Source organism: Rhodoferax sp., from assembly GCF_011391645.1.
GTDB lineage: Bacteria > Pseudomonadota > Gammaproteobacteria > Burkholderiales > Burkholderiaceae_C > Rhodoferax.
On sequence record NZ_JAABQC010000015.1, the window covers coordinates 26,143 to 38,285 of the forward strand.

Annotated in this window: 9 protein-coding genes and 1 pseudogene; 3 read left to right on the forward strand and 7 right to left on the reverse strand. The window is 62.7% G+C overall.

The genetic code is table 11. The features are described from left to right. Position 1: 1 nt before the first annotated feature. From GPS82_RS03630 to GPS82_RS03640, 3 genes are all read right to left on the reverse strand, one after another. Entirely contained in the window at positions 2-1,069 is a 1,068-nt protein-coding gene (locus GPS82_RS03630) for an efflux RND transporter periplasmic adaptor subunit (protein WP_296491062.1), read from the reverse strand. Positions 1,070-1,202: 133 nt separating this feature from the next. Beyond that, on the reverse strand, positions 1,203-1,703 hold the full coding sequence (ssb, locus tag GPS82_RS03635; protein ID WP_296491063.1) for a single-stranded DNA-binding protein: 501 nt from the start codon (positions 1,701-1,703) through the stop codon (positions 1,203-1,205). A gap of 87 nt (positions 1,704-1,790) precedes the next feature. Then, complete coding sequence (locus tag GPS82_RS03640) at positions 1,791-2,966, reverse strand: MFS transporter (protein ID WP_296491078.1); 1,176 nt, start codon at positions 2,964-2,966, stop codon at positions 1,791-1,793. Between the two features lie 365 nt (positions 2,967-3,331). Here GPS82_RS03640 and uvrA point away from each other — a divergent pair, with 365 nt between their 5' ends. Together uvrA and GPS82_RS03650 are read left to right on the forward strand one after the other, a co-directional pair. After that, the gene (gene uvrA, locus GPS82_RS03645; protein ID WP_296491080.1) at positions 3,332-6,364 is read left to right on the forward strand and encodes an excinuclease ABC subunit UvrA; all 3,033 of its coding nucleotides are present in this window, start codon (positions 3,332-3,334) and stop codon (positions 6,362-6,364) included. Positions 6,365-6,478: 114 nt separating this feature from the next. Beyond that, positions 6,479-8,446: an acyl CoA:acetate/3-ketoacid CoA transferase gene (locus GPS82_RS03650; RefSeq protein WP_296491066.1), complete on the forward strand. Its 1,968-nt coding sequence runs from the start codon at positions 6,479-6,481 to the stop codon at positions 8,444-8,446. Here the strand turns inward: GPS82_RS03650 and pyrF are convergent. Then, positions 8,432-9,271 (reverse strand): orotidine-5'-phosphate decarboxylase, encoded by an 840-nt coding sequence (gene pyrF, locus GPS82_RS03655; RefSeq protein WP_296491068.1) that lies wholly within the window; start codon positions 9,269-9,271, stop codon positions 8,432-8,434. The genes GPS82_RS03650 and pyrF overlap by 15 nt on opposite strands. An 86-nt stretch (positions 9,272-9,357) precedes the next feature. Between pyrF and GPS82_RS03660 the strand changes: the two are divergent. After that, a pseudogene (locus GPS82_RS03660) lies at positions 9,358-10,324 on the forward strand (cation diffusion facilitator family transporter). A gap of 150 nt (positions 10,325-10,474) precedes the next feature. Here GPS82_RS03660 and GPS82_RS03665 read toward each other — a convergent pair. The 3 genes from GPS82_RS03665 to GPS82_RS03675 all read right to left on the reverse strand — a co-directional run. Continuing rightward, complete coding sequence (locus GPS82_RS03665) at positions 10,475-10,780, reverse strand: HigA family addiction module antitoxin (protein ID WP_296491070.1); 306 nt, start codon at positions 10,778-10,780, stop codon at positions 10,475-10,477. Between the two features lie 24 nt (positions 10,781-10,804). Next, positions 10,805-11,083: a type II toxin-antitoxin system RelE/ParE family toxin gene (locus tag GPS82_RS03670; protein ID WP_296491073.1), complete on the reverse strand. Its 279-nt coding sequence runs from the start codon at positions 11,081-11,083 to the stop codon at positions 10,805-10,807. Positions 11,084-11,276: 193 nt separating this feature from the next. Continuing rightward, positions 11,277-12,143: ISNCY family transposase (locus GPS82_RS03675; protein WP_296491075.1), on the reverse strand; the 867-nt coding region annotated here is incomplete at its 5' end.

The window sequence follows — 12,143 nt, forward strand, 5'->3', positions numbered from 1 at the left end:
CTCACTTTGCCGCGCTGGCGGCGGGCTGGGCTCCTGCCAGGCCGCCGCGCACCGGCTCCAGCGCCACCCGGTCGGCTTCGCTCAGGCCGGCCAGCACTTCAATGCCTTGCGCGCCGTGCTCGGCACCCAGGCGAATCGCCTTGAGTGCAAAACCCTGGCCCGACACCACATACACGGCGGTCAGTTCGCCGCGGCGCAGCACCGCCGCCGCAGGAATCAGCAAACGCTGCGACTGGCCGGCGGCAAAGCGCACCCGCACCTGCTGCCCCGGCAGCAAGCCGCTGGCGGCGCTGGCAGGCAATTCGAGTCGCCACTCAATGGTCTGCGACACCGCATCTGCCGTTGGCAAATGGCTGCTCTGGCTGGGCCGGATCCATTGCGGCGACCCGTCTGCCGCGCGCACCTGCACCTCCACCAGGGCGCTGCCCTGCACCAGTGCCGAGCGGGAAACCGGCACCTGCACGACGGCCCGCAAGGGCAGGGGCGCATACAGCGTCAACAACGGCGTGCCCGGAACAGCCAGGTCACCCGCCTCAGAGAGCGTTTGCAGCACAAAGGCATCAAACGGCGCCGTCACCCGGGTAAAACCCTGCGACAAACCCGACAGCTTTTCACCCGCGCTGGCCTGGTCGCGGCCCGCTTGCGCTGATTTGAGCTGGGCATCGGCCGTGTCCATGGCCGCCTTGCTGACAAAGCCCTGGGCCAGCAGCTCGCGAGTGCGGTCAAAGTTGGCCTGCGCGTTGCGCAGTTCGGCCTGCGCCTGGGCGGCCTGCGCCCGGCTGCGCTGCACGCCGGTCTGGGTTTCACTGTCGTCGATGGTGGCCAGCAACTGCCCGGCACGCACCGGGTCACCCGCCTTGACGGCGAGCGTGACAATGCGGCCCGAGGCCTGCGCCGACACCGTGCTTTGCTTGACCGGCTGCACCACGCCATCCATCTCAAACCCGCTGCCCACGGCGGCAAGCTTCACCGCCGCCACAGGCACCTGCGGCGGCGTCTGGGCGTTCAAGGGCGGCACTGCCAGGGCCATGAGAGCAACCAATGCACCCAATAAAAAAGACTGTCGCATAAAGCTTCCTTCAAGATACTCCGGTTAGTATATTTGAATACCCCCACCAGTACTTGAGAAAACGCAATAAACCATAAAAAATCCCCGGAAAATCAAAGACCTTCCGGGGATTTTCGGGATCGGGTTGTCGGGTCTAAAACGGAATGTCGTCGTCCATGTCATCAAAACCGCTGGGCGGCCGCGCCGCAGGGGCTGCGGATGCGGCCGCGCGCGCTGGCGCCGCCGCCGGTCGTGCCGGCGCGGCTGCCGGGCGTCCGTAGCCGCCGTCATCGTCGCCATGGCTGGGCTCGCCCATACCCTGGCGACTGCCAAGCATTTGCATTTGGTCGGCGCGGATTTCGGTAGTGTATTTTTCTACGCCGTCCTTGTCGGTCCACTTGCGAGTGCGCAAGCTGCCCTCAACGTAAATTTGCGCGCCCTTGCGCAGGTATTGCTCCACAATTTCCGCCAGCCGACCATTGAAAACGATGCGATGCCATTCGGTGGCTTCTCGCATCTCATTGCTTTGCTTGTCTTTCCATTTGTCGGTGGTGGCAATGGTGACGTTGGCCACGCGGTCGCCATTGGGGAAAGACCGCACTTCCGGATCACGTCCGAGGTTGCCCACAAGAATCACTTTATTGACAGATGCCATGCTTGCTCCTTTGAATGTTGCGGCGCACCAGACCTGCACCGGGCGGACGAACCGCGATGTTTCAGTTTAGCCGCCTTTTGCCGGTTTTCAATGACCACGCCCGGCCTGTGTCTGCATCGGCCATGCCACCAGCAGCCACGCCAGCATCAACCCCGCACACACCGCAAACAGGCTGTTGGCGCCACCATGCTTCATGAGCCAGCCGCCACCCATGCCGCCGGCAAAAAAGCCCAGCGACTGCAAGGTGTTGTAGACGCCAATGGCGGCGCCACGACTCTCAGCGGGCGCCACGCGGGTCACGATACTGGGCTGGCTGGCCTCCAGCACATTGAAGCCATAGAAAAACACAAACAACAGGGTTCCCAGCAGTGCAACGCCCGGCATCGCGTCCACCTGCGTCCACAGCCCGGCCAGCACCAGAACAATCAAGCCGATTGAGGTCAAAAACACAGCGCGCAGGTAACCCCGCCTTTCCAGTTGGAACAGGCTGCCGCCCATCACCACAAACGAGCCCAGCACTGCGGGCAAGTACACCTGCCAATGGTCCTGGCGCGCCAATCCGGCCTGCACCAGCATGGCCGGCAGGGCCAGCCACATGGCCAACTGCACCGCGTGCAGCACAAAAACACCAAAATTCAGCCGCAGCAATGCCGCCGAATGCAGCACATCGGCCAGGCGCCCGCGCGGCAAGTTCTTGTGTTGCACGGGCTCTGCGGGCACCCACCAGATCACCGCCGCCACACCCAGCAGCGCCAGCGCCCCGGTCAGGGCAAAAATACCCACCAGCCCGATCCAGCCCGCCAACACCGGCGCGGCCACCAGCGACAGGGCAAACATCAAACCGATGCTGGCCCCCACCATTGCCATTGACTTGGTGCGCACGATGTCGCGGGTTTGATCCGCCAGCAGCGCCGTCACAGCTGCCGACACGGCGCCCGCCCCCTGCACGGCACGGCCAATGGCCAGCCAGGTGAGCGACGGCGCCCACGCCGCCAGCAGGCTGCCGACGGCAAACACCAGCAGGCCAAAGACAATCACGGGTTTGCGGCCCAACCGGTCTGATGCCAGGCCATATAAAAACTGCAGCATGGCCTGCGTCAGGCCATAGATGCCCATGGTCAGCCCGACCATGGCCGCGTCGTCGCCACCGGGGTAACGTGCCGCCTCGATGGCAAACACCGGCAAAATCAAAAACAGCCCCAGCATGCGCAAGGCAAATATGGAGGCCAGGGAAAAGCTGGCGCGCCGCTCCAGCGCCGTCATGGCGGTCGCGGTTTTGGCGCTGGCAGACGCCAGTGGCGCGTTCACATCTGACAAGGGCTTCTCCGAAATCACAAGCTCAACCCGATGGGCTGGAAGCCGTGCATTGTCCCTGATTATGGGCAAATGCCTGGCCGACCCACAGCCGCATGAAATCAGTCGGGTGATGCGCTTTGCGGAGGTCAAGGCGGAGTCCGCGCAGCGGACGGGGGACACGTAGCAAAGCGCATCGCCCGGCTGATTGGGACGGCGCCCTGGCCGCCCAAGGCCGGCCGGACGCCGCCATTGGCTATCATGGCGGGTTGTCCGGTGCATTCCTGCCGTATTTTTTGAGCCCCCTTACCTTGAACACTTCTCATGTCGGCACCCTGCCCCCCCAAAACGAGGGCAAATATCTGGGCACAGCGCTGCAGGCGCAAAAGATCAGCATCCGCGGCGCGCGCACCCACAACCTGAAAAACATCGACCTCGACATTCCGCGCAACCAGCTGGTGGTGATCACCGGCTTGAGCGGCTCGGGCAAGTCCAGCCTGGCCTTTGACACGCTGTATGCCGAGGGCCAGCGGCGTTATGTGGAAAGCCTTTCCACCTACGCACGCCAGTTTTTGCAGCTGATGGACAAGCCCGACGTGGACGTGATTGAGGGCCTGTCGCCGGCCATCTCGATCGAGCAAAAAGCCACCAGCCATAACCCGCGCTCCACCGTGGGCACGGTCACCGAGATTCATGACTACTTGCGCCTGCTGTTTGCCCGCGCCGGCACGCCCTACTGCCCTGAGCACAGCCTGCCCCTGCAGTCGCAAACGGTAAGCCAGATGGTGGACGCGGTGCTGGCCTTGCCCGCAGACACCCGGCTGATGATTCTGGCGCCCATTGCGCGTGAGAAAAAGGGCGAGTTTCTGGATGTGTTTGCCGACATGCAGGCGCAAGGTTATGTGCGCTTTCGGGTCAACGGCCAAACTTTTGATTTTGACCAGTTGCCGGCGCTCAAGAAAACCGAGAAGCACGACATCGACATCGTGATTGACCGCATCAAGGTGCGCCACCCCGAGCTTGACCCCGGCGCAGATCGCACAGATTACGACAACCTCAAGCAGCGTCTGGCCGAGAGTTTTGAGGCCGCTCTGCGGGTCGCCAACGGCCGCGCCATTGCCCTTGAAATGGACGGCGCGGCAGAGCACCTGTTCAACGCCAAGTTTGCCTGCCCGGTCTGCAGCTACTCGATTGCCGAGTTGGAGCCGCGCCTGTTCTCATTCAACTCGCCGGTGGGCGCCTGCCCCAGCTGCGACGGCCTGGGCCTGCAGGAGTTTTTTGACCCGGCACGGGTGGTGGCCTTCCCCAGCTTGAGTCTGGCCAGCGGTGCCATCAAGGGCTGGGACCGGCGCAATGCCTACTACTTTGCCATGCTGGAAAGCCTGGCTGAGCACTACAAGTTTGACATTGAGCAGGCGTTCGAGTCCTTGCCCGAACCCGTGCAACAGGCGGTTCTGCAAGGCTCGGGGCTGGAGGAAATCAAGTTCAGCTATGTCATGGACTCGGGCACATCCAGCGGCAAAAAGGTGAGCAAACGGCACCCGTTCGAGGGCATCATCCCCAACATGCAGCGGCGCTACCGCGAGACCGACTCGGCGGTGGTGCGCGAAGACCTGGCGCGCCTGCGCAGCATCCAGCCCTGCCCCGACTGCGCGGGCAGCCGCCTCAAGCGCGAGGCGCGCCACGTCCGGATTGGCGAAGGCGCGCAGTCACGCGCGATCTTCGAGCTCAGTCACTACACGCTGGCCGAGTGTTTCGCCTACTTCAAAACGCTCACCATGCACGGCGCCAAGGGCGACATTGCCGCCAAAGTGGTGCGCGAGATCAGCCTGCGCCTGAAGTTTTTGAACGATGTGGGCCTGACCTACCTGAGCCTGGACCGCAGCGCCGAAACCCTGAGCGGGGGCGAATCCCAACGCATTCGCCTGGCCAGCCAGATTGGCTCCGGCCTTACTGGCGTGATGTATGTGCTGGATGAACCCAGCATCGGCCTGCACCAGCGCGACAACGACCGCCTGATCGACACCCTGAAGCACCTGCGCGACATTGGCAACAGCGTGCTGGTGGTGGAGCACGATGAAGACATGATGCGCGCCGCCGACCACATCATCGACATGGGTCCGGGTGCCGGCCTGCACGGCGGGCGCGTGATGGCGCAGGGCAACTTTGACCAGGTCAAGGCCACGCCCGGCTCACTCACCGGCCAGTACCTGAGCGGCGCGCGCAGCATCGCCGTGCCCAAACACCGCACCGCCTGGCTGCCCACACAGGCGCCCAAACCATTCAACAAAGGCAAGACCAGCCGCTTCGCGCCCAGCCCGGCAGCGCTCAAACGGGCCGAGCGCGAGGCGCAGCACAACGCCACGCTGGGCGAGTTGCAGGCGCTCAAGGTGATGGGCGCCAGCGGCCACAACCTCAAGAATGTGGATGTCGCTTTTCCGGTGGGCCTGCTGACCTGCGTCACCGGCGTGTCAGGCTCGGGCAAATCGACGCTGGTCAACGACACGCTGTACAAGGCGGTGGCGCGCACCATTTACCGCGCCCATGACGAAGCGGCTGAACACTCGGCCATTGAGGGCATCGAGTATTTCGACAAGGTCATCAACGTCGACCAGTCGCCCATTGGCCGCACGCCGCGCAGCAACCCCGCCACCTACACCGGCCTGTTCACACCCATTCGCGAATTGATGGCCGAGGTGCCGACAGCGCGCGAGCGCGGTTACGGCCCGGGGCGCTTCAGCTTCAACGTGGCCGGTGGCCGCTGCGAAGCCTGCGAGGGCGACGGCATGGTGAAGGTGGAGATGCATTTTTTGCCCGATGTATACGTGCCCTGCGACGTGTGCGCGGGCAAGCGCTACAACCGCGAAACACTGGAAGTGCTCTACAAGGGCAAGAACATCGCGCAGATTTTGGACCTCACGGTCGATGTGGCGCATGAATTCTTCAAGGCCGTGCCGACCATCGAGCGCAAGCTGCACACCCTGCTGGATGTCGGCCTGAGTTACATCCGCCTGGGCCAGGCCGCCACCACCTTGTCGGGCGGCGAGGCCCAGCGCGTCAAGCTGGCGCTGGAACTCAGCAAACGCGACACCGGGCGCACGCTCTACATTCTGGACGAGCCCACCACGGGGCTGCACTTTGCCGACATCGACCTGCTGCTGAAGGTGTTGCACCAGTTGCGCGACGCCGGCAACACCATTGTGGTGATCGAGCACAACCTGGACGTGATCAAGACGGCTGACTGGCTGATCGACATGGGTCCCGAAGGCGGCAGCGGCGGCGGCACCGTGGTGGGCGTGGGCACACCCGAGCAACTGGCGGCCAACCCGGCCAGCCACACCGGGCGCTATCTGGCGCGGCTGTTGTAGTCCGGTTGCATCCTGTAGGAGCGGCCTCCAGAATGTCTGGCATGACAGCCAAATGAACTCAATTGGGAATAGACTGTTGCGCGCAGCAACCCGGTATTTCAGGAGACAAAAAAAATGCACACCCAGTTCGATGACCTGCAGGCCACCGGCGCGCGCCGCAACAAGGTGGTCAGCGCGTTTGATGCCGTGCGCCTGATCCACGATGGCGACACCGTGGCCACCGGCGGTTTTGTCGGCATTGGTTTTGCCGAGGAAATTGCCGTGGCGCTGGAAGCCCGCTTTTTGCAAACCTTTGAGGAAACCGGCCAGGGTGCGCCGCAAAACCTCACGCTGGTCTATGCCGCCGGCCAGGGCGACGGCCAGAGCCGGGGCCTGAACCACTTTGGCCATGATGGTCTGGTGCGCCGTGTCATCGGCGGCCACTGGGGGTTGGTGCCCGCGCTGCAGCAATTGGCCGTTGACAACAAGATTGAGGCCTACAACCTGCCCCAGGGCGTGATCACCCACCTGTTTCGCGACATAGCCGCGGGCAAGCCGGGCACGCTCACGCATGTCGGGCTCGACACCTTTGTCGACCCGATCCATGGCGGCGGCAAGATCAACGCCTGCACCCAGGAGGACCTGGTGCGCCGGATGAACATCGACGGCAGGGACTACCTCTTTTACAAGGCGTTCCCGATCCATGTGGGCATCATTCGCGCCACCACCGCCGACCCCGACGGCAACCTGAGCATGGAGCGCGAGGCCCTCACGCTTGAGGCACTGGCCATTGCCATGGCGGCGCGCAACAGCGGCGGCATCGTGATTGCGCAGGTGGAGCGGCTGGCCGAGCGCAACACCCTGCACCCGCGCAGCGTCAAGGTGCCCGGTGTGCTGGTGGACGCGGTGGTGGTGGCCACCAACCCGGCGCACCACATGCAAACCTTCAGCGAGGCCTACAACCCGGCCTACTCCGGCGAGATTCGTGTGCCCGTGGATTTGATCGAGCCCATGGCCTTGAGCGAGCGCAAGGTGATTGCCCGGCGCGCCGCACTGGCGCTCAAGGCCAACAGCGTCGTCAACCTGGGCATTGGCATGCCCGAGGGGGTGGCCACCGTGGCCGCCGAAGAAAAAGTGTTTGACTTGCTGACCCTGACCGCCGAGCCCGGCGTGATTGGCGGCATTCCGGCGGGTGGCCTGAGCTTTGGCGCCGCCATCAACGCGCAGGCGGTGATTGACCAGCCCAGCCAGTTCGACTTTTATGACGGCGGCGGGCTTGACGTGGCGGTGCTCGGGCTGGCCCAGGCCGACGCCGAGGGCAACTTGAACGTCAGCAAATTCGGCCCCAAACTGGCCGGCGCGGGCGGTTTTATCAACATCAGCCAGAACGCCAAAACCGTGGTGTTTGTCGGCACCTTCACCGCGGGCGACCTGCAACTGGGCATTGCCAACGGGCGCCTGCACATTCACAGCGAGGGCACCCAGCACAAGTTTGTCCGGCAAGTGACGCACCGCACCTTCAGCGCGCGCGAATCGCGCCGGCGCGGCCAGCATGTGCTGTATGTCACCGAGCGCTGTGTGTTCCAGCTGGCCGGCACGCCAGACGCCCCGGTGATGGAACTGATCGAGTTGGCGCCCGGCGTGGACCTGGAGCGCGATGTGCTGGCGCAGATGGACTTTTGCCCGCTCATCAGCCCGCAGCTCAAAATGATGGACGCCGCCCTGTTCGCCGACAAACCCATGGGCCTGCGCGTGCGCCTGCTGGCCACGCCGCTGGCCGAGCGGCTGGAGCTCGACACCGCGCACCGGCTGCTGTTCATCAACTTCGAGGGGCTGGCGGTGGACAACATGGACGACATCAACGCCATCAAAGCCCAGGTGACCGCGCTGCTTGAACCGCTGAAAGAACGTGTGGCGGTGGTGGCAAACTACGACAGTTTTACCATCGCACCGGCGCTGATTGATGCCTACACCCTGATGGTGCAGCAGCTCAAACGCCGCTTTTACAGCCGGGTCACGCGTTACGGCACCGGCGGTTTTCTGAAAGCCCGGGCCGCCGCCAGCGGCTCACCAGACCAGACCCTGGATTTAAGCAATATCTGAATCTGAACGCGCCGCCTGCAACAGGGCACGCGTTTTCAGGGCCTCCTGGCGCGCCACCTGCGCAAAGTCGGCGCCGCTGGAGGCATACAAAATGGCGCGCGAAGAATTCACAATGATCGGCGCGTCAGCACGCCAGCCCGCCTTGACGGTGGCCAGGGCATCGCCCCCCTGGGCGCCCACGCCCGGAATCAACAAGGGCAGCGTGGGCGCCAGCGCGCGCACCCGCTCGATCTCGGCCGGGTAAGTGGCGCCCACCACCAGCCCCAGCTGGCCGTTCAGGTTCCACGGCCCCTGCGCCAGTTGCGCAATATGCTCGTACAGCAGGGGCTGGCCCGCCAGGCTGGCCAGGCGCTGGTTCTGAAAATCATCGCCACCCGGGTTGGACGTGCGGCACAGCAAAAAAGCCCCCTTGCCGTGGTACTTCAGGTAAGGCTCAATGCTGTCAAAACCCATGAAAGGCGACAGCGTGACCGCGTCGGCCCCGTAGCGCTCAAAAGCCTCTTTGGCGTATTGCTCGGCGGTGCTGCCAATGTCACCGCGCTTGGCGTCCAGAATGATGGGCACTGCCGGCGCGGCGCGGCGCATGTGCGCCATCAGTTGCTCCAACTGGGCCTCGGCCCGGTTTGCCGCAAAGTAGGCAATCTGCGGCTTGAAGGCGCTCACCAGGTCGGCTGTGGCGTCCACAATGGCGGCACAAAAATCAAAAATCTTGCTGGCATCACCCCGCATGGCGGCAGGGAATTTGGCCGGCTCGGGGTCCAGCCCGACACACAGCAGGGAGCCGTTTTGGCGCTCGGCATTGCGCAACATGTCTAGAAAATTCATGGCGCGATTGTATGAAGCGCGGCCGCCAGCCACGGCCAGCCGTTCAGTGTCCTAAACTGCAGGCCTCACACCTGCTGAATTGCCCCATGCGCTCCAACGAATTCCCCGACAACGACGAAGACAGCCCGTTCACGCCCGCCGAGCGCGCAAGCGCTGCGGCGCGCTCCACCTGGGTCAGCGTGGCCGTGAACCTGGTGCTGAGCATTGCCCAGATTGCGGTTGGCATCGTGGCCAAATCACAAGCCCTGATTGCCGACGGCATCCACACCCTGTCTGACCTGGTGGCCGACTTTGTGGTGCTGTTTGCCAACCACCACAGCCAGAAAGATGCCGACGCAGACCACCCCTACGGCCATCAGCGCTTTGAGACCGCAGCCTCTTTGGTGCTGGGCGTGCTGCTGCTGGTGGTGGGGCTGGGCATGCTGTGGTCAGCCGCTGGCAAGCTGCAAGACCCCGGCTCGATCGCCACCGTGCACATCTCGGCCCTGTGGGTGGCCGGGGCTGCGCTGGTGGGCAAGGAACTGCTGTTTCGCTACATGCTGAACGTTGCCAAAAAGGTCAAGAGCAGCATGCTGGTGGCCAACGCCTGGCACGCCCGCTCGGACGCCGCGTCGTCGCTGGTGGTGGGTCATCGGCAACCTGATGGGCTACCCCATTCTTGACCCGATTGCCGCCGCCATTGTGGGCTTCATGGTGACCCGCATGGGCTGGAATTTTGGCTGGGACGCACTGCACGACCTGATGGACCGCGCCGTTGATGACGTTGAGGTGCAGGCCATTCGCCAGACCCTCATCGACACCCCGGGCATCAGCAATGTGCACGACGTGCGCACCCGCAAAATGGGCGACATGATTGTGGTTGACGCGCACCTGGAGGTGGACGCCGACCTGAGCGTGGAGCAGGGCCACGACATTGCCGTGGCCGCCCGCAACCGGGTGCTGCAACGGCACCGGGTGATCAACATGATGACGCATGTGGACCCCTACAAACGGCCCGACCGGGACCATGAGGCGCCCAGACTGCCGGATTCAGGCAGCAGCGGGGGCGTTTAAAGCCAGCCTACCAAACGCCTGCAGCGGCAGCGACGAACAACATGCTGCGGCGTTTGGCTGGCGATTGAGATACTTGTATCGATCGGAAACGTCAGTCGCGGGCCTTCTTGAAAAATTAATTGGAATCTGACCCCAATTAATCAAGGTCGCTCAGGCAGCCAGCGCCAAAGGTTCAATTTCGGCCTCGATCTGTTGGGCCTTGTCGCGCTCAGCAAGTTTGAGGTCATACATTTGTTGCAGATTCAGCCACGACTGCGCATCGCCACCAAAATATCGCGCCAGCCGCAACGCGGTGTCAGGCGTCACGCCGCGCCGCTCCAGCACAATGTCATTGATCCGTCCGGCGGGCACATGCAACGCCTTTGATAGCGCATTGGCACTCATACCCAATGGCTTCAAATAGTCTTCACGCAGGAACTCACCTGGGTGAATCGCACGCATGCCGTTTTTAATCATCTTGCCCTCCGTGGCACAAAAAAGTCAGTGGTAATCAACAATTTCAACATCACAAGGCCCCTCTGCAGTCCAAACGAAGCAAACGCGCCACTGCTGGTTGATGCGGATGCTGTACTGCCCCTCTCGATCATGCGTTAGCCTTTCAAGATGGTTACCGGGTGGCGACCTTAGAAACTCCAAGGTCATGGCAGCCGCCAGCTGTGTCAACTTGCGCTCAGCGACATCCCGGATATTGGCAAAACGCCTGGACTTGCCTGTTTCAAAAAGCAATTGCGTGTCAGGGCATTTGAAAGACTGAATCATAAGTTATCATCATATACCGCTTGCCGGTAAACAGCAAGTCAGAGCCTTGTCCATGTCAGCAGTAAATAGAACTGTCCGGTTTGATAGCAAATAGATTGTCCGCTTTCTATTGATTAAATGCGATGGCTGCAAAGCAGTGAAGGGCGTAGCCCGAAGCGGCTTTGCAGCCATCGCGCGGTTCATACTGAGGGCCTCAAGCGAGAAGCCGCTGCACCTCCTTGGGCTTGACGGGTAAGCCCTTGGCGTCGTACGCCGCCAACTTGCGTGGTCCATGAAACAGCGCCAGTGTGGCGTCCACATAGCGATGAACTCGCACAGAGGTGCGCACATAGTGGTAGCGATACTCGTCAGCGGGAATCTGCAGAGTCAGGCCTTCAAAGTGCACACAGTTGTCGTTATCGACCTTGCGATCATGTTGCTCACACAGGATGTCGGGCAAGTAGCCATGGATAAAAGGCACATAGGCCGATCCCTCCAAGGTGCTGGCAACAGCAAACTCCCGGTTGTGGGCTGCCCGGTAGACCTGCTCCAAATACAGATTGGCACTGTTCATGTCCGTGATCCCGGCACGGGCGAGTTCCTGCGGTAGTCGCCCCTGGTGCGTCTGAAACGCCCGTTCACTGCGTCCACGGGCCTCGGGCGAGTACGCTGCCACGTGAGAGATACCCAACTGCTTGAGCGCCCGCCCGACCTCGGTCAGATTGACCTTGTCTACCTTGCCGCCTGCCTCAGGGGTGGTGAAGTAATGACTGCCCCGGTCGGTGTACAGACTGGCAAACAAGCCGTAACGCGCAATGGTCTGGCCGATGCCGTGAAAGCTCGATGCCGTCCCCTCCTGATCGCAAAAGAACATGCTGGTGTGTTCGCTGGTTGCATCATCCATGGTGACCACCAGGTCCCATACGGCGTTGGGCACCCAGCGGTGGGTGCTGGCATCCTGGTGGATCATCATGCCTGCCAGGGGCATGCGCTCGCGCTTGATGCGGTGTTTGCCCCGGCGTTTGCTGGCCTTGATCACACCGGCTCCCTGCAGCACGGTCTTGATCCAGCTGTAGCTGCG

What these genes read in the sequence shown, in the direction of transcription:
- GPS82_RS03630 (WP_296491062.1), bottom strand. Translation starts at nt 1,069, where the DNA reads ATGCGACAGTCTTTTTTATTGGGTGCATTGGTTGCTCTCATGGCCCTG.
- ssb (WP_296491063.1), bottom strand. Translation starts at nt 1,703, where the DNA reads ATGGCATCTGTCAATAAAGTGATTCTTGTGGGCAACCTCGGACGTGAT.
- GPS82_RS03640 (WP_296491078.1), bottom strand. Translation starts at nt 2,966, where the DNA reads ATGACGGCGCTGGAGCGGCGCGCCAGCTTTTCCCTGGCCTCCATATTT.
- GPS82_RS03650 (WP_296491066.1), top strand. Translation starts at nt 6,479, where the DNA reads ATGCACACCCAGTTCGATGACCTGCAGGCCACCGGCGCGCGCCGCAAC.
- pyrF (WP_296491068.1), bottom strand. Translation starts at nt 9,271, where the DNA reads ATGAATTTTCTAGACATGTTGCGCAATGCCGAGCGCCAAAACGGCTCC.
- GPS82_RS03665 (WP_296491070.1), bottom strand. Translation starts at nt 10,780, where the DNA reads ATGATTAAAAACGGCATGCGTGCGATTCACCCAGGTGAGTTCCTGCGT.
- GPS82_RS03670 (WP_296491073.1), bottom strand. Translation starts at nt 11,083, where the DNA reads ATGATTCAGTCTTTCAAATGCCCTGACACGCAATTGCTTTTTGAAACA.